This is a genomic window from Stutzerimonas stutzeri (genome assembly GCF_000952685.1).
Taxonomy (GTDB): Bacteria; Pseudomonadota; Gammaproteobacteria; order Pseudomonadales; family Pseudomonadaceae; genus Stutzerimonas; species Stutzerimonas stutzeri_E.
In genome coordinates, this window is sequence record NZ_JYHV01000014.1 from 282,406 (window position 1) to 299,215 (window position 16,810).

The 16,810-nt window shown below is 58.1% G+C and carries 14 protein-coding genes; 3 read left to right on the forward strand and 11 right to left on the reverse strand.

The genetic code is table 11. The features are described 5' to 3' along the window. Positions 1-647: 647 nt before the first annotated feature. From UF78_RS08115 to UF78_RS08160, 10 genes are all read right to left on the reverse strand, one after another. Positions 648-2,243, reverse strand: a complete 1,596-nt coding sequence (locus UF78_RS08115; RefSeq protein ID WP_045161600.1) for an isocitrate lyase — start codon at positions 2,241-2,243, stop codon at positions 648-650. A gap of 507 nt (positions 2,244-2,750) precedes the next feature. Further along, positions 2,751-3,557 carry a secretin N-terminal domain-containing protein gene (locus UF78_RS08120; protein ID WP_045161602.1) on the reverse strand — a complete coding sequence of 269 codons (807 nt, stop codon included), beginning with the start codon at positions 3,555-3,557 and terminating at the stop codon, positions 2,751-2,753. After that, positions 3,554-4,183 (reverse strand): hypothetical protein, encoded by a 630-nt coding sequence (locus UF78_RS08125; RefSeq protein ID WP_045161603.1) that lies wholly within the window; start codon positions 4,181-4,183, stop codon positions 3,554-3,556. The genes UF78_RS08120 and UF78_RS08125 overlap by 4 nt, the downstream gene beginning before the upstream one ends. 7 nt (positions 4,184-4,190) lie before the next feature. After that, a complete protein-coding gene (locus UF78_RS08130) occupies positions 4,191-4,616 on the reverse strand; it encodes a GNAT family N-acetyltransferase (RefSeq protein ID WP_045161604.1) in 426 nt (141 codons plus the stop codon). Then, positions 4,609-5,775: a cupin domain-containing protein gene (locus UF78_RS08135; RefSeq protein WP_045161606.1), complete on the reverse strand. Its 1,167-nt coding sequence runs from the start codon at positions 5,773-5,775 to the stop codon at positions 4,609-4,611. Before UF78_RS08135 ends, UF78_RS08130 begins: the two co-directional genes overlap by 8 nt. A 76-nt stretch (positions 5,776-5,851) precedes the next feature. Beyond that, entirely contained in the window at positions 5,852-7,222 is a 1,371-nt protein-coding gene (gene purB, locus UF78_RS08140; protein ID WP_045161607.1) for an adenylosuccinate lyase, read from the reverse strand. 112 nt (positions 7,223-7,334) lie between these two features. Further along, entirely contained in the window at positions 7,335-7,958 is a 624-nt protein-coding gene (gene hflD / locus UF78_RS08145; RefSeq protein WP_045161608.1) for a high frequency lysogenization protein HflD, read from the reverse strand. Beyond that, positions 7,955-9,085, reverse strand: a complete 1,131-nt coding sequence (gene mnmA, locus UF78_RS08150; RefSeq protein ID WP_196298643.1) for a tRNA 2-thiouridine(34) synthase MnmA — start codon at positions 9,083-9,085, stop codon at positions 7,955-7,957. The genes hflD and mnmA overlap by 4 nt, the downstream gene beginning before the upstream one ends. Before the next feature lie 66 nt (positions 9,086-9,151). Then, the gene (locus UF78_RS08155) at positions 9,152-9,592 is read right to left on the reverse strand and encodes an NUDIX hydrolase (protein ID WP_045161745.1); all 441 of its coding nucleotides are present in this window, start codon (positions 9,590-9,592) and stop codon (positions 9,152-9,154) included. A gap of 120 nt (positions 9,593-9,712) precedes the next feature. Beyond that, the gene (locus tag UF78_RS08160; RefSeq protein WP_045161610.1) at positions 9,713-11,938 is read right to left on the reverse strand and encodes an NADP-dependent isocitrate dehydrogenase; all 2,226 of its coding nucleotides are present in this window, start codon (positions 11,936-11,938) and stop codon (positions 9,713-9,715) included. A gap of 368 nt (positions 11,939-12,306) precedes the next feature. On the opposite strand from UF78_RS08160, the gene icd reads away from it, so the two are divergent. Continuing rightward, positions 12,307-13,563 (forward strand): NADP-dependent isocitrate dehydrogenase, encoded by a 1,257-nt coding sequence (gene icd, locus UF78_RS08165; protein ID WP_045161611.1) that lies wholly within the window; start codon positions 12,307-12,309, stop codon positions 13,561-13,563. Positions 13,564-13,619: 56 nt separating this feature from the next. Here icd and cspD read toward each other — a convergent pair whose 3' ends face one another. Continuing rightward, positions 13,620-13,877 carry a cold shock domain-containing protein CspD gene (gene cspD / locus UF78_RS08170; protein WP_045161613.1) on the reverse strand — a complete coding sequence of 86 codons (258 nt, stop codon included), beginning with the start codon at positions 13,875-13,877 and terminating at the stop codon, positions 13,620-13,622. Between the two features lie 213 nt (positions 13,878-14,090). Between cspD and clpS the strand changes: the two genes are divergently transcribed. Together clpS and clpA are read left to right on the forward strand one after the other, a co-directional pair. Beyond that, entirely contained in the window at positions 14,091-14,453 is a 363-nt protein-coding gene (gene clpS, locus UF78_RS08175) for an ATP-dependent Clp protease adapter ClpS (RefSeq protein WP_045161614.1), read from the forward strand. Between the two features lie 29 nt (positions 14,454-14,482). Next, positions 14,483-16,753: an ATP-dependent Clp protease ATP-binding subunit ClpA gene (gene clpA, locus UF78_RS08180; RefSeq protein WP_045161617.1), complete on the forward strand. Its 2,271-nt coding sequence runs from the start codon at positions 14,483-14,485 to the stop codon at positions 16,751-16,753. The last annotated feature ends 57 nt before the right edge of the window (positions 16,754-16,810 follow it).

The following is a 16,810-nucleotide window of genomic DNA, read 5'->3' on the forward strand; positions in this document are numbered from 1 at the left end:
CATCAGAGCCTCTGCTTTTAAGAATCCGATGTCAGGCGACTGGCATCGGATTTTTTTGCCTTTCCGAAGCCTCTTGTCGAATCGAATAGCGCTAGTGTCTATGCCGAATGCGGATTCACGAACGATATTCGATTTGGACGGCGGACGCGGAGAGCTGTACAGCCACTAGGGCGGGGTCTAGACGATGCCTGCATATGAGAAGAACTGGTAAGGCGCTTAGCGAGGCCATCAGACGCATCCAGAAGGCGCTCGCCAGGGTCTGGCAAAGTGTTGAGTCGTATATGACGGACAAGGGGAGAGGTTAGCCCCATCAGGACTCAAGGCCGACGCGAACACCTAACGAAAAGTTGAGAAATGAGACATACAAAATGTCGATGCCTATGCCACCGGCTTAGCGCTGCGCAGGGTTGACCTGGTTAGCCAGGGCGTGGATGGTGGCGATGTATACCTCGGGAGAGGTGTATTAGACGACGGGCAGGTACGGGCGGGGTTTTACGGATTCGCTCAAAGGGTGAGCGGCAAACAATCTCAACAATTGATTCTTCTATGAACCGAGATGCTGTTCCGCTAGTGAACAGCATCTCGGACGGATGCCGGGGCATCACTTGCACCACTGGCTCGGGCCGACGCCCGAGCCTGAACAGCTCTTAATGGAACTGGTTCATGGTGTTGTCTTTACCGCTGGCCTTCAGAGCAGCCTCGCCAGCGAAGTACTCCTTGTGGTTGTCGCCGATATCGGAACCAGCCATGTTCTGATGCTTGACGCAGGCGATGCCCTGACGCAGCTCCTGGCGCTGCACACCCTTGACGTAGGCGAGCATGCCCTCTTCGGCGAAGTAACCCTTGGCCAGGTTGTCGGTGGACAGCGCGGCGGTGTGGTAGGTCGGCAGCGTGATCAGGTGATGGAAGATGCCAGCCTGGGCGGAACCGTCGCGCTGGAAGGTGCGGATCATTTCGTCTGCGCGGGTGGCCAGCTCGGTCTCGTCATACTCGACGCTCATTAGCTTGGCGCGATCGTAGGCGGAAACGTCCTTGCCTTCGGCAACCATGGCATCGAACACTTGCTGACGGAAGTTCAGCGTCCAGTTGAACGACGGGCTGTTGTTGTACACCAGTTTGGCATTCGGAATGACTTCGCGGATGCGATCGACCATGGCCTTGATCTGGCCCACGTGCGGCTTCTCGGTTTCGATCCACAGCAGGTCAGCGCCGTTCTGCAGCGAGGTGATGCAGTCCAGGACGCAGCGGTCTTCGCCGGTGCCCTTGCGGAACTGGAACAGGTTGCTTGGCAGGCGCTTCGGACGAAGCAGCTTCCCTTCACGCTTGATGACGACGTCGCCGTTGCCGAGTTCGGCTTCGGTAATTTCTTCGCAGTCGAGGAAAGAGTTGTACAGGTCGCCCAAGTCGCCCGGCTCTTTGGTTACGGCAATTTGCTTGGTCAGGCCTGCACCCAGAGAGTCTGTACGCGCCACGATCACACCGTTGTCGATGCCCAGTTCGAGGAAGGCATAACGAACGGCGGCAATCTTGGCGAGGAAGTCGGCGTGCGGAACGGTAACTTTGCCGTCCTGGTGGCCGCACTGCTTCTCATCGGAAACCTGGTTTTCGATCTGGATGCAGCAGGCACCGGCTTCGATCATGCGCTTGGCCAGCAGGTAGGTGGCTTCAGGGTTACCGAAGCCAGCGTCGATGTCGGCGATGATCGGGACGATGTGAGTTTCGTAGTTGTCGATCTGATTCTGGATCTCGGCAGCCTTGGCCTGGTCGCCGGCTTCGCGAGCAGCGTCCAGAGCGGTGAACAGCAGATCCAGTTCGCGGCTGTCAGCCTGACGCAGGAAGGTGTACAGCTCTTCGATCAGGTCGGAAACGGCGGTCTTCTCGTGCATGGACTGGTCCGGCAGCGGGCCGAACTCGGAACGCAGAGCGGCAACCATCCAACCCGACAGGTAGAGGTAGCGCTTGTTGGTCGTTTTCAGGTGCTTTTTGATGGAGATCAGCTTCTGCTGACCGATGAAGCCATGCCAGCAACCCAGCGACTGGGTATAGACGGACGAATCGGCGTCGTATTCAGCCATGTCTTTGCGCATGATGTCGGCGGTGTACTGGGCAATTTCCAGACCGGTCTTGAAGCGGTTCTGAGCGCGCATACGAGCTACGGATTCAGGGTTGATAGCGCTCCAGCTGCTTCCAGCTACTTCTTTCAGAGCGGCAACGGCCTTGATGTCGTTTTGATAAGCGGACATGGTCAATCCTTCAAAAAATTCGTGTTTGGTTGAGCACCGACTTTCCCACCGAAACCTACGTGCTTACGCTGATCATGCGGGCAACACGCGGCAGAGCGTCGAAATACCGACCGGGACGAGGATTGAACCAAGGAGAGGAGGGTTTGCAGTTACGACCGCAAGAGGAGCCGGCAAGCTTTGGAATGATTCGTGGCATTCCACACGCAGCGGCACAAGGCCTTTGCGTGGCGAGCAGTACTGACGTCTCGAGCTGATGCGTTAATCGCTTCCCCGTCCCTCAGGACGACTCGTTCCAGTCGCAACCTCGTCAGTCCGCCTTGTGGGCAGTACAGTCACGGAACGGCTCTGCTGGTTGGCTGAGCGCGATCCGGAGACCCTTGCCAGGGCCCCTGGTTAGCGGGAGCGGGGCCATAATGCGCTGGCAAAAAAGGTTCGTCAAATGTTTTGTAGTGCTTTTTTTATAGCACTACATATTTGGTGCTGCGCGACAAATGCTTTGGGCTTTGCTTAATCCAGGCTGTCTACTTTGATTCGTAACGAGTGATCTTGGCGACCTTGGGTGGAGTAGCGGCGAAGGGTCCCGCTCTGATTGGAACTGGCGCTTTCGTCGATACCGCCGAGCGAAATCCATTCCCCGAGCCGGCCGCTGACTCGGGTATCTGTTTCCTGAATGTCGATAGCGCCAGGAACGGAAGAGCTCATGCGATCTTGGTGGCTGCTAATGGTTACCTGTACGCGGTCCCCGTGAACCGTGGCGGTGGCATAGAAACCGCGCGTGACGTTGCGGTATTGGGTTTGTTGATAGATCTGGCCGTAACCATCGGTGCCGCTGGTCGTCAGTGGCACGCTTTGGCCGACCTGGATCAGGGCCGGGTACCCCTCGGTTGCCTGGACTTGCTGGACACCGCTGCCTTGGCTGCTGGTGCTGCGGCGGATAATGCGAACCTGATCGCGTCCGTTCTGCTCGCCGCGCCCGGTCTGGATTTCGATGTCACCAGCGCGCGCCGACCCGTCGACGCGGTAACCGCTGTCATCCCCCGTCGCCGAGTTTTGCGTATCGATGCTGATGAGCAATCTTCGTGGCTCGCTGTCCAGCTTAGACAGCACATCACGCAGTTCGCTGATCACCGAGGCGGGCGCGTTGACGATCAGTTGATTGCCATAGGCGTTCACCTTGCCCTGATCGCCGACAACGGACTGAGCGATCGGCAATACATCCTCGGCCATGCGATAGCTCAGCGGGATCACTTCGGTCGCAGCCTGGAGTGTCATGCTGGCCAGTAGCAAGAGCGCGACGAGAAGGCGGCGAGTCATAGCAGAAAGCTCCGTAGGTCGGGATCGGACAGACTATGGTCCCAGGCGGTGTCGAACTCTCGCTGTAGCTGGCGAGTGCGGCCGGGATCGTTATAAAGCGCATAGCCGATCATCTGATCCGGCTCAGGGCGAACCATTACTCCGCAATCATCCGCGACGAGGAAGGCGCATGTGTGCGCAGGATACTCGGGGTGGCGCTTGCGGATCTGCATGTTACTGCTCAATCGACGTGACAAACCGAGCAGGCGGTGCCCCTGTTTGACGGCGCGCGAGGTGTCCTCGAGCAGCACACGCAGACGATTGCGCGGATGCGCCAGGAGAAAACGTACGCAAGCCTGTTGAATACTGCTGTGGTTGTACAGCGGCGGCTCTAGATCGGGGCTGTAAAGACTCAGGCTGCGGTGTGCCTGCCCGAGCAGTGCGAGCGCGTGCCGGCGGGCATCGTCGAGACATTCGAAGCGCTGAATCGCCATCGTCTCTCTTAGAACGAAAGGCGCGGGCTGCCATTGGTCGGGCGGGTTCTGCGTGGTTGGTGGATTGTCAACCAAGAAGCGACCCGGAGATAGGAACTCGATAGCTGGCAATTCAGGTGCAGCGTCCGAGTGATCCGGGTCATCCGCGCTCATGGCAAGCTCAGCTGCTCTTTCGAAGCATGTCGACGTGGGGTAGTCCCGCTTCAAGGAACTCGTCACTGATGACCTTGAATCCGAGTCGTTCGTAGAACGCTGTGGCATGCACCTGGGCGGTGAGTCGCTGTTCACTGAGTCCGCGGCGCTCGGCTTCTTCGATGACCGCTTTCATCAGCGCGCCTCCGACGTTCATTCCGCGCCAGTCGCGAAGGACTGAGACGCGCCCGATGTGCCCGTCGTTGAGCAATCGTGCGGTACCGATGGGGTAGCCGCTTTCCAGCGCGAGAAAGTGCACCGCCTCGGAATCGTCCGCGTCCCATTCCAGCTCGGGCGGTACCGACTGCTCAGCAATGAATACAGTTTCACGAATCCGCCGCAGATCGGCATTGTCCTGCTGCCAGTCGGCGATGCGAACTTCTATATCACTCATCAGCAAACTCCAGACTTCCCTGTTTGACCAATTGCCATACCAGATTACGCCCGTCCTCGTCGTTCAGCCATTCAGAGAGGTTTTCCGTATGCAGAGCATCCGCTGAGCAGATCAGCTTCAGCAGGTCCTTCAGATGACCGGGCAGCAGGCGGCTTTGGCCGCTGGCGAATAATAGCAAGCCGATGTCGACTTCGCTCCAGGCCAGGCGCGCGCTTAGGTTTCGCACCAGCAGGGCGCCGTCCTCCAGCGCCGAAAATAGCGCCTGCTCTTCGATCTCAGGACCCTGCACGCGTTCCGGATAGCGGGGCTCGGTCATGAACTGACCGAACCAGGTGAGCAGCAGCCGCTCATCACCCATATGCTCGGCAAGCATGGCCCGCAGACGGTCCAGCGCATCGCTCTGGATCTGGTGCGGATCTTCTATCGGGGCCAGATCGGCGTCACTGTAACGCTCTTCATCAGGTAGGAACTGCACAAGAAAGTCGGTGAAATGGGTCAGAACTTCCGCCGCGCTAGGCGCTCGGAAGCCCAGCGAGTAGGTCATGCAGGCATTTTCGGCTATGCCGAAATGCGCCAGCCTCGGTGGCAGATAGAGTATGTCGCCGGGCTCGAGGACCCACTCGTCCGTGCCCTGGAAGTCGGCGAGGATGCGAAGATCCGCGTGTTGCAGCAGAGGGCTGTCACCATCGCACATCTGCCCCAGCCGCCAGCGGCGTTGGCCATGAGCCTGCAGCAAGAACACGTCATAGTTATCGAAATGCGGCCCGACGCCGCCACCCGGCGCCGCAAAGCTGACCATCACATCGTCGATCCGCCAGTTGGGCAAGAAGCGAAAATGCTCGATGAGTTCGGCTACTTCGGGTACCAGCTGATCCACCGCCTGGACCAGAAGCGTCCAATCGCGCTCTGGGAGGCTCTGGTAGGTCTCTTCGTTGAACGGACCGCGACGCAGCTCCCATGGATTCGCGCCGTGCTCGATGACGAGGCGCGACTCGACTTCTTCTTCCAGCGAAAGGCCGGCCAGTTCGTCCGGGGAAACCGGGCTTTCGAACGAAGGAATCGCCTGACGGATCAGGAGCGGTTTTTTTTGCCAGTAATCACGCAGGAACTCGCGGGCGCTGATGCCACCGAGAATTTGCAAAGGGATATCGGATGTCATGCCAGGTACCTTGCTCTGCTACAGAGCTGCAAATAAAAACGCCCGGCACAGCCGGGCGTGCAAATAGGGGATTCGCTCAGATCCGCTTGGCTTGAGCTGCGGCGTTGCCGATGTAGCTCGCAGGGGTCAACTTGCGCAATTCTTCCTTGGCGTCGGCCGGCATATCCAGGCCATCGATGAAAGCTTGCAGCGCCTCGGGACTGATGCCTTTGCCTCGGGTCAGTTCCTTGAGCTTCTCGTAGGGGTTCTCGATGGCGTAGCGGCGCATGACGGTCTGGATCGGTTCGGCCAGTACTTCCCAGCAGGCATCGAGATCTTCGGCGATGCGCGCTTCGTTGAGCTCCAGCTTGCCGATGCCCTTGAGGCTTGCCTCGTAGGCGATGACGCTGTGCGCGAAACCGACGCCCAAGTTGCGGAGCACGGTGGAGTCAGTCAGGTCACGTTGCCAGCGGGAGATCGGCAGCTTGCTCGCCAAGTGCTGCAGCAGCGCGTTGGCGATGCCCAGATTGCCTTCGGAGTTTTCGAAATCGATCGGGTTGACCTTGTGCGGCATGGTCGAAGAGCCGATTTCGCCAGCAATGGTACGCTGCTTGAAATAGCCCAGCGAAATGTAGCCCCAGATGTCGCGGTCGAAATCGATGAGAATGGTGTTGAAGCGCGCAATCGCATCAAACAGCTCAGCGATGTAATCGTGAGGCTCGATCTGGGTGGTATAGGGATTAAATGTCAGGCCCAAATCGCCTTCGATGAATTCGCGGGCGTTAGCCTCCCAGTCGATATCGGGATAGGCCGATAGATGCGCGTTGTAGTTGCCGACGGCGCCGTTGATCTTGCCAAGCAGCGGGACGGCGGCGACCTGCGCGATCTGTCGCTCCAGGCGGTAAACCACGTTGGCCAGCTCTTTGCCGAGGGTTGTTGGCGAGGCGGGTTGGCCGTGCGTACGCGACAGCATGGGGACATCGGCATGGGTGACTGCCAGGGTGCGGATGGCGTCCGCGAGTTGGCGCATCAGCGGCAGCAGAACATCATCGCGGCCTTCACGCAGCATCAGCGCGTGGGAAAGGTTGTTGATGTCTTCACTAGTGCAGGCGAAGTGGATGAATTCGTTGACCTTGGCCAACTCCGGCAGCTGTTTGGCCTGCTCCTTGAGGAGATACTCCACTGCTTTCACGTCGTGATTGGTGGTGCGCTCGAATTCTTTGACCCGCTCGGCATGCTCGAGCTGAAAGTTCTCGGCCAACTGGTCGAGGAGGGCGTTGGCCTCGTCGGAAAAGGGCGCGACCTCCGGTATCCCGGCATGTGAGGCCAGACGCTGCAACCAGCGGACTTCAACCTGAACGCGGCAGCGAATAAGACCGAACTCGCTGAAAATGGGGCGCAGGGCGCTGGTTTTGCCGGCGTAGCGGCCATCGACAGGGGAAACCGCGGTGAGCGAGGAAAGCTGCATAGAAGGCATTCTCGGACAGTCGAGCAACGAAAAGAGGGCGCAGATTATACATGAATGCGGAGGAATGACTGCCGCCGTGGCTAGAACGGTTGTCGCGTCGGGCGGCCGCCGCTTATTCCGGTCGGAGCATCGGATACAGCGTGTCGAGCAACTTGCGCCGGCTGAAAACCATTTGCCAACGGTGCCCGCCGAGCTGCCGCCAGAGACGCGCGGAGCGAATCCCGGCTAACAGCAGGGCGCGGATCTTGGCGGCATTATCGCTTTGTTGAAGGTGGCGCATATCACCTTGCACCTGGATGCGTTGGCGGAAGGTACTGAGCGTGTCCTGATACAGACCACCAAAGGAGGCGATCACGTTTTCGTGGGTCAGCCCGAAATGGTCGACTTGCTGCTGTATCTGATCCAGGCGGTTGCCGATCACTTGTAACAGGTCCTTGCGCTTGTCCAGTTGACGCTCCAGGCCGATCATCGCCAAGGCGTAGCGCAATGGCTCGCGTTGCAGGCTGCTGGTGTCGCGCTCCAGGGCTCCGACAAGGGCTCGATAGCCGTCGCGCAGATTAAGGTCGTCGCCGCCGTAGATCTCCAGCGCAGGTTTATCCTCGCGAACCAGAAGGCTCCCCAGCATGCTGCCCAGCGCGGCGTTTGGTATTTGCCCTGTGCGGGCAATCCGGTCGACCAGCGCGGCTGCTTCGAAGACTGCGCTGAGCGCTATCAGCTGTTCTTGCAACGGCGTCATGGACGAACTCCTGCGAACCAGGGCTCGGCCTTTTCGATCACTCCGCCGCCGAGACAGACGTCGCCGTCGTAGAACACTACGGACTGCCCAGGGGTGACGGCGCGTTGGGGTTCGTCGAACACGGCCCGATAGCCGTTGGCGGTCTGCTCCAGTGTGCAGGCTTGATCAGCTTGCCGATAACGAACCTTGGCGGTGAGCCGCAAGGGAGCCGACAGTTCGATCGGATTGACCCAGTAAATCTCCGAGCAAAGCAGGGCGCGCGAGAACAGCCAGGGATGGTCGTTGCCCTGTCCGACCACCAGCACGTTGCGCTCGAGATCCTTGCTCAATACGTACCAGGGCTCGTCGCCCGCATCCTTGAGGCCACCAATGCCCAGGCCCTGACGCTGGCCGATAGTGTGGTACATGAGGCCGTAGTGACGGCCGATCACTTCGCCGTCGATCGTCTCGATGTCGCCTGGCTGAGCCGGTAGATATTGCTTGAGGAAATCGCTGAAACGCCGTTCACCAATGAAGCAAATACCGGTTGAGTCTTTCTTTTTTGCGGTCGCCAGGCCGTGCTTTTCGGCAAGGGCCCGGACGGCTGGCTTTTCCAGTTCACCCACTGGAAACAGCGTCTTACTCAGTTGGTCGCCGCCGACGGCATGCAGGAAGTAGCTTTGGTCCTTGTTCGGATCGAGCCCCTTGAGCAGCTCGCTGCGCCCAGCAATGTCACGGCGACGCACGTAATGCCCGGTCGCAATCATGTCGGCACCGAGCGCCAGGGCATAGTCGAGGAACGCCTTGAACTTGATTTCGCGATTGCAAAGGATGTCCGGGTTCGGAGTTCGTCCCGCTTTATATTCGGCCAGGAAGTGCTCGAACACGTTGTCCCAGTATTCAGCTGCAAAATTCGCGGTATGTAGCTTGATGCCGATCCGGTCGCAGACGGCCTGAGCGTCAGCCAGATCTTCCCGTGCGGTGCAGTATTCGGTGCCGTCATCCTCTTCCCAGTTCTTCATGAACAGGCCTTCGACCTGATATCCCTGCTCGAGGAGAAGCAGGGCGGAAACCGAGGAGTCGACGCCACCGGACATACCGACTATGACGCGTAGGTGTTCAGGAGCAACGGACGTTGAATCAGACATAGAGACTCAGGGCTGACTGCAAAGGAGCAATTCTAACAGGCTGGCCCAGCCAGCGGTTAAGGCGGATCAGTCGCGGATTAAGGCAAGGTCGTAAACCAGTCCCGCTAGATAGTCGTCGATGCAGCGCAGCATCAACTCGCTGCGCCAACGCTCCGGTTGCGCTGCCAATTCGTCACGTGTCATCCAGGGCGCGCCGACGATACCGCTGTCGAGCGGGCGCTGTGGATGATGTCGAACCGGGTTGGCCGAGAAGCAGACGCGCTGATAGGTCACGCCATTGCTTGGCGCGGTATAGAGATAGATGCCAACGACACCGCTCAGCTCGACGTCCCATCCCGTTTCCTCGAGCGTTTCGCGCACAGCGGCCTGGCGCAGTGTCTCGTTGGGTTCGAGATGACCCGCCGGTTGATTCAGTACCAACCGGCCGCCTTTGGATTCTTCGACCATGAGGAAGCGGCCGTCTGTTTCCACTATCGTTGCCACGGTGATATGGGGATGCCAGGTCATGTCCGGTGAGTCCTTCGCGTAAAAAAGCTGATGGTAGCGACCCGTGCGCAGCATAAAAACGGAAAACCCCGGCACCAGGCCGGGGTTCCGATACAGCGGCGCCATCTAGCGCCAGGCGACTCAGGCCAGCGCGGCGAGCGCGGCGTTGAAGGTCGCGCTAGGACGCATGACTTGGCTGGTCAGCTCCGGGTTGGATCGGTAGTAGCCACCGATGTCCACCGGCTTGCCCTGGACGGCGGCCAACTCGGCGATAATCGCTTCTTCGTTTTCGCTCAGCTGCTTGGCCAGCGGTGCGAAGTGCGCTTGCAGTTCCAGGTCTTCGGTCTGTGCGGCCAGCTCCTGAGCCCAATACAGCGCCAGATAGAAATGGCTGCCGCGATTGTCCAGCTCGCCAGTGCGGCGCGATGGGGACTTGTTGTTATCGAGCAGCTTGCCGGTGGCGGCGTCCAGTGTCTTGCCGAGTAGCTTGGCTTTGACATTGTCGGTCTTGATTCCGGTTTCTTCCAGCGATACCGCCAGCGCCAGGAACTCACCGAGTGAATCCCAGCGCAGGTGGTTTTCTTCGATCAGCTGCTGCACGTGCTTAGGTGCCGAGCCGCCGGCGCCCGTTTCGTACATGCCGCCGCCGGCCATCAGCGGGACGATCGAGAGCATCTTCGCCGAGGTGCCCAGCTCCATGATCGGGAACAGGTCAGTGAGGTAGTCGCGTAATACGTTGCCGGTCACCGAGATGGTGTCCTGGCCGCGGATCAGGCGCTCCATGCTCACGCGAATGGCTTCGTTGTAGCCCATCATGCGGATATCAAGACCCGTCAGATCGTGCTCCTGGAGATAGACTTCGACCTTCTTCTGGAGCTCGCGGTCATGGGCGCGTTCCGGATCCAACCAAAATATTGCTGGGGTGTTCGACTGGCGGGCGCGGGTCACGGCCAGTTTGACCCAGTCACGAATAGGCGCGTCCTTGGTCTGGCAAGCGCGCCAGATATCACCTTTTTCCACCTCGTGTTGCATCAGGACTGTACCGTCCGCCAGCACGACGCGCATGGTGCCGTCGGCCGTCATCTCGAATGTCTTGTCGTGCGAGCCGTACTCTTCAGCTTTCTGCGCCATCAGGCCGACGTTCGGGACGCTACCCATCGTGGTCGGGTCGAACGCGCCGTTGGTTTTGCAGAAATTGATCATCTCCTGGTAGATGCGGGCGTAGGTGCTTTCCGGCATCACGGCTTTGGTGTCCTTGAGCTTGCCGTCCTTGCCCCACATTTGTCCGGAGCTGCGAATCATCGCCGGCATGGACGCATCGACGATTACGTCGCTCGGGATGTGCAGGTTGGTGATGCCTTTGACGGAGTCGACCATCGCCATTTCCGGGCGTCCTGCATAGCACGCGTGGATGTCATGCAGGATCTCTTCCTGCTGGGAATCCGGGAGAGACTTGATCTTGTCGTAGACGCTGCTCAAACCATTGTTCGGATTGACCCCCAGTTCCTTGAACAGCTCGCCGTACTTGTCGAACACGTCCTTGTAATAGACGCTCACGGCATGGCCGAACACGATTGGGTGGGAGATCTTCATCATCGTGGCCTTGACATGCAGCGACCACATCACGCCGGTTTCCTTGCAGTCCTGCAAGGTGTCTTCGAAGAATGCACGCAGTTTCTGGCAGCTCATGAACATGCCATCGAGAACTTCGCCTTGCTGCAGAGTGAGTTGCTTCTTGAGCTCCACTCCGCCGTCTTTGCCAACAAATTCGATGCGCACATCACCAGCGCTAGCCATGGTGATGGATTGCTCGCTGGAGAAGAAATCGCCGCCACGCATGTAGTCGGCATGCGACTGCGAAGCCTTGCTCCACTTGCCCATCGAGTGTGGATGCTTGCGGGCGAACGCCTTTACTGCTGCGGGCGCGCGGCGGTCGGAGTTGCCTTCGCGCAGTACCGGGTTCACCGCGCTACCGAGAACCTTGCTGTAACGTGAACGAGCGTCTTTCTCCGCTTCGGTCTGTGGATCTTCCGGGAAGTTGGGGATGTTGTAGCCGAGCGCCTGAAGTTCGGTAATGGCTGCCTTGAGCTGAGGAACGGAAGCGCTGATGTTCGGAAGCTTGACGATATTGGCGTCGGGCTGGTTGGTCAGCTCTGCGAGCTCGGCCAGGTCGTCAGCGACCGCCTTGTCTGCGTCCAACTGGTCGGCAAAGCTTGCAAGAATGCGCCCTGCAAGAGAGATGTCACGTGTTTCGACGGAGATGCCGGCGGAGGCGGCGAAGGCTTCTACAATAGGCAGAAGCGAGTAGGTGGCTAGCGCCGGGGCTTCGTCGGTGAAGGTATAGATAATCTTCGAGCGGGTGGACATGTAGAGTTGACTCTCTCTTGCTGAGCGTGCACAGAATCCAGAAATGCGCAGGTAAGCGCTCTGGCTACAGTTTGTCGAGCCAGTTTCGAGATTCGCCGCGATGATGTTGGATGCAGCACCACTAGAGTGTTGAGCGTTTGATCCGTCCGGCTGCGGTTGGCAGCTGGCGGTTTCAGGAGCAAGGATCTCGTTGGAGATCGGTTGGCCCCTCATGACTCGTTAGTCACCTAAGCAGTATATCACCGCGACCCGTTGTCAAAGAATGCCCAAGCCATAAGACGAATGAACATCTAGTTTCGGCCGATTCAGCTGGGTTACTCTTCGGAGATGACCACTGTTTAATGTTTAACCACAAAACGGAGTCCAGCATGGGATACCAAAAGATCCAGGTGCCTGCCAGCGGTGACAAAATCACCGTCAATGCCGATAACACCCTGAACGTTCCCAACAACCCCATCATTCCTTATATCGAGGGTGACGGGATCGGGGTCGATATCAGTCCGGTGATGATCAAGGTTGTCGACGCGGCCGTTGAAAAGGCCTACGGAGGCGAGCGCAAGATCGCCTGGATGGAAATCTATGCGGGCGAGAAGGCGACCCAGGTCTACGATCAGGACACATGGCTGCCGAAAGAAACCCTGGACGTCGTTCGTGATTACGTGGTGTCAATCAAGGGGCCGCTGACTACACCGGTCGGTGGTGGGATCCGCTCGTTGAACGTTGCTCTGCGTCAGGAGCTGGATCTCTACGTCTGCCAGCGCCCAGTTCGCTGGTTCACCGGTGTGCCTAGTCCAGTGAAAAAGCCTGCCGATGTGGACATGGTCATATTCCGGGAGAACTCGGAAGACATTTACGCGGGTGTCGAGTGGAAGGCCGGTTCACCGGAAGCCGAAAAAGTCATCAAATTCCTTACCGAGGAAATGGGTGTCAAGAAGATCCGTTTCACTGAGAACTGCGGCATTGGCATCAAGCCGGTTTCGCTCGAGGGCACCAAGCGTCTGGTTCGCAAGGCCCTGCAATATGCAGTGGATAACGATCGCAGCTCCGTGACGTTGGTGCACAAAGGCAACATCATGAAGTTCACCGAGGGTGCCTTCAAGGAGTGGGGCTACGAGGTGGCTCGCGATGAGTTCGGCGCCGAGTTGCTGGACGGCGGCCCTTGGATGCAGTTCAAGAACCCGAACACCGGTAAGAATATCGTCGTCAAGGACGCCATTGCTGATGCCATGTTGCAGCAGATCCTGCTGCGTCCGGCTGAGTATGACGTCATCGCTACGCTGAATCTGAATGGTGATTACCTGTCCGATGCGCTCGCGGCAGAAGTCGGTGGTATCGGTATTGCTCCGGGCGCCAATCTATCCGACACCGTGGCCATGTTCGAAGCCACCCACGGCACTGCCCCGAAATACGCCGGGCAGGACAAGGTCAATCCGGGCTCTCTCATCCTCTCCGCCGAGATGATGCTGCGCCACATGGGTTGGTTGGAAGCAGCGGATCTGATCATCAAATCGACCGAAAGCGCAATCGCTGCCAAGACAGTGACCTATGATTTCGAGCGTCTGATGGACGGCGCGAAGCTGATGTCCTGCTCGGAATTTGGCGACGCAATGATTTCCCACATGTAATTCGTGGGAGCAACACAAAAAGGCCGATCATCGATCGGCCTTTTTGCTGCCTGGAATCAGGCGTCTACGGTAGCGCTCTGTGAGACAGGCGCCACTGTTTCCACAGCGCTTTGCAGCGATTGAATATTGGTTGCGTGCAGGCCCTTGGGACCTTGCAGAATATCAAACATGACCGCTTGCCCAGCTTTCAGAGTTCTGTACCCTTCCATCTGAATGGCAGAGTAGTGGGCGAACAGGTCCTCATCGCCGCCGTCTGCTACGATAAATCCATAGCCCTTGGCGTTGTTGAACCACTTGACCTTACCGCTTAGCATGCTGTTATCCCTCTGCAAAGGAGTCCATCACTGGAGTAACATCCATTTCATTCCGCGCTGATGCAGCTCATGGCCCACACGCGCAGCCCGTTGCCGTTGTGGCACATACTGTTTGTATCATCGTTTTGCCGATAGTCAAGGCGACTCGTCAGGTGGCTGTGAAGCCCTTCCAATTACCCGGCCTCGGCGCCCCGATCTAGAACTGTTATACGCATGCGTGCATCTCCAAAGATTCGACTAATATTCAATCAGGATCGCCCCAAGCCCTTGGACGACGACTCTTCCGGCTTGGCAGTCGAAGAAGCCAAGCCGCAACTGAAGGCACCACCGATGTTCAAAGTTGTCATGTTTAATGATGACTACACGCCGATGGATTTCGTCGTGGAGGTGCTTGAGGGAATTTTCAATCACAATCGGGAGCTCGCCACCAAGATTATGCTGGCGGTTCATACCGAAGGGCGGGCCGTCTGTGGCGTCTATACACGGGACGTTGCGGAAACCAAAGCGATGCAGGTCAATCAATATGCAAGGGAATGCCAGCACCCGTTGCTTTGTGAGATCGAGAAGGACGGTTAAACCCGACTGCTGGGTAAGAGGTGAAAGCTATGTTGAACCGTGAGCTCGAAGTCACTCTGAATTTGGCGTTCAAGGAGGCTCGTACCAAGCGTCATGAATTCATGACGGTTGAGCATCTCCTGTTAGCCCTGCTGGACAATGAAGCCGCCGCAACGGTCTTACGGGCCTGCGGCGCCGGCCTCGATAAATTGCGGCACGACCTGCAGGAATTCATCGACTCCACTACGCCGCTGATTCCCCAGCATGACGAAGAGCGTGAGACCCAGCCAACCTTGGGCTTCCAGCGCGTGCTTCAGCGTGCTGTGTTTCATGTGCAAAGCTCCGGCAAGCGTGAAGTGACTGGCGCGAATGTCTTGGTTGCGATCTTCAGCGAGCAGGAAAGCCAGGCGGTATTTCTGCTCAAACAGCAGAACATCGCCCGCATCGATGTCGTCAATTACATCGCTCATGGAATCTCAAAGGTTCCTGGGAATAGCGGTAATCCAGAAAGCGATTCGGAGATGCAAGACGAGGAGGGGGGGGACTCTGCTGCCTCGGGTAATCCGCTCGATGCCTATGCAAGCAATCTCAACGACTTGGCTCGTCAGGGGCGTATCGATCCGCTGGTCGGGCGTGAACACGAGGTCGAGCGAGTCGCTCAGATTCTGGCTCGTCGGCGCAAGAATAATCCGTTATTGGTGGGTGAGGCTGGGGTCGGCAAGACCGCTATTGCCGAGGGGCTGGCAAAGCGCATCGTCGATAATCAAGTCCCTGACCTGCTCGCCAGCAGTGTCGTCTATTCCCTCGATCTTGGCGCTTTGCTGGCCGGCACAAAATATCGTGGCGATTTCGAAAAGCGCTTCAAGGCGCTATTGAACGAGCTGCGCAAGCGGCCCCAGGCGGTCCTGTTCATTGACGAGATCCACACGATTATCGGCGCTGGCGCTGCGTCTGGCGGCGTGATGGATGCGTCCAATCTGCTTAAGCCGCTCCTGTCCTCAGGAGAGATTCGCTGCATTGGATCGACCACGTTCCAGGAGTTTCGCGGGATCTTCGAAAAGGATCGGGCGCTGGCTCGACGCTTCCAGAAGGTTGACGTCTCCGAGCCGTCCGTTGAGGACACCATTGGTATTCTGCGTGGCCTAAAGGGGCGCTTCGAGCAGCATCATGGCATCGAGTACAGTGATGAGTCGCTTCGTGCAGCTGCTGAGCTGGCCTCGCGCTATATCAATGATCGGCATATGCCGGACAAGGCGATAGATGTCATTGACGAGGCGGGGGCGTTCCAGCGTCTGCAGCCGGAGGACAAGCGCGCCGCTCGGATCGATGTCGAACAGGTTGAAGACATCGTTGCCAAAATCGCGCGGATTCCGCCTAAGCATGTCAGCACGTCGGACAAGGAGTTGCTGCGCAATCTGCAGCGCGACTTGAAATTGACTGTGTTCGGTCAGGACGATGCGATTGATTCGCTGGCTACTGCTATCAAACTGTCCCGGGCAGGGCTCAAAGCGCCTGACAAGCCTGTGGGCTCGTTCCTTTTTGCAGGCCCTACCGGTGTCGGCAAGACGGAGGCGGCTCGTCAGTTGGCTCGGGCGCTCGGCGTCGAGCTGGTGCGCTTCGACATGTCCGAGTACATGGAGCGTCATACCGTGTCGCGTTTGATCGGTGCGCCGCCAGGCTATGTTGGCTTCGATCAGGGTGGATTGTTAACCGAGGCGATCACCAAACAACCGCATTGCGTGCTCTTGCTCGACGAAATCGAAAAGGCGCATCCAGAGGTGTTCAATCTGTTGTTGCAGGTGATGGATCACGGGACGCTGACGGACAATAACGGCCGCAAGGCGGATTTCCGTAACGTCATTTTGATCATGACCACCAATGCGGGTGCCGAGACCGCGGCGCGCGCTTCGATTGGTTTCACCCATCAGGACCATGCATCGGACGCGATGGAAGTGATCAAGAAGAGCTTCACGCCCGAGTTTCGTAACCGCCTGGATACCATCATCCAGTTCGGTCGTCTGAGTCACGAGGTCATCAAGAGCATCGTCGATAAGTTTCTCATTGAGCTACAGGCACAGCTCGAGGATAAACATGTCACGCTCGAGGTGTCGGATGCGGCGCGTGGCTGGCTGGCTGAGCGTGGTTATGATCCCCAGATGGGGGCACGGCCGATGGCTCGTTTGATTCAGGATAAAATCAAGCGTCCATTGGCTGAGGAAATACTCTTTGGTGAATTGGCCGAACATGGAGGCGTGGTGCACATCGATATTCGTGATGGCGAACCGTTCTTCGACTTCGAAACCTCGGCCGAGTTGGCTTAGAACCTGTCACTGCGCTGTAACAGAAACGCCCGGCGATGCCGGGCGTTTTCTTGTGAT

What these genes read in the sequence shown, in the direction of transcription:
- UF78_RS08115 (WP_045161600.1), bottom strand. Translation starts at nt 2,243, where the DNA reads ATGTCCGCTTATCAAAACGACATCAAGGCCGTTGCCGCTCTGAAAGAA.
- UF78_RS08120 (WP_045161602.1), bottom strand. Translation starts at nt 3,557, where the DNA reads ATGACTCGCCGCCTTCTCGTCGCGCTCTTGCTACTGGCCAGCATGACA.
- UF78_RS08125 (WP_045161603.1), bottom strand. Translation starts at nt 4,183, where the DNA reads ATGAGCGCGGATGACCCGGATCACTCGGACGCTGCACCTGAATTGCCA.
- UF78_RS08130 (WP_045161604.1), bottom strand. Translation starts at nt 4,616, where the DNA reads ATGAGTGATATAGAAGTTCGCATCGCCGACTGGCAGCAGGACAATGCC.
- UF78_RS08135 (WP_045161606.1), bottom strand. Translation starts at nt 5,775, where the DNA reads ATGACATCCGATATCCCTTTGCAAATTCTCGGTGGCATCAGCGCCCGC.
- purB (WP_045161607.1), bottom strand. Translation starts at nt 7,222, where the DNA reads ATGCAGCTTTCCTCGCTCACCGCGGTTTCCCCTGTCGATGGCCGCTAC.
- hflD (WP_045161608.1), bottom strand. Translation starts at nt 7,958, where the DNA reads ATGACGCCGTTGCAAGAACAGCTGATAGCGCTCAGCGCAGTCTTCGAA.
- mnmA (WP_196298643.1), bottom strand. Translation starts at nt 9,085, where the DNA reads ATGTCTGATTCAACGTCCGTTGCTCCTGAACACCTACGCGTCATAGTC.
- UF78_RS08155 (WP_045161745.1), bottom strand. Translation starts at nt 9,592, where the DNA reads ATGACCTGGCATCCCCATATCACCGTGGCAACGATAGTGGAAACAGAC.
- UF78_RS08160 (WP_045161610.1), bottom strand. Translation starts at nt 11,938, where the DNA reads ATGTCCACCCGCTCGAAGATTATCTATACCTTCACCGACGAAGCCCCG.
- icd (WP_045161611.1), top strand. Translation starts at nt 12,307, where the DNA reads ATGGGATACCAAAAGATCCAGGTGCCTGCCAGCGGTGACAAAATCACC.
- cspD (WP_045161613.1), bottom strand. Translation starts at nt 13,877, where the DNA reads ATGCTAAGCGGTAAGGTCAAGTGGTTCAACAACGCCAAGGGCTATGGA.
- clpS (WP_045161614.1), top strand. Translation starts at nt 14,091, where the DNA reads ATGCGTGCATCTCCAAAGATTCGACTAATATTCAATCAGGATCGCCCC.
- clpA (WP_045161617.1), top strand. Translation starts at nt 14,483, where the DNA reads ATGTTGAACCGTGAGCTCGAAGTCACTCTGAATTTGGCGTTCAAGGAG.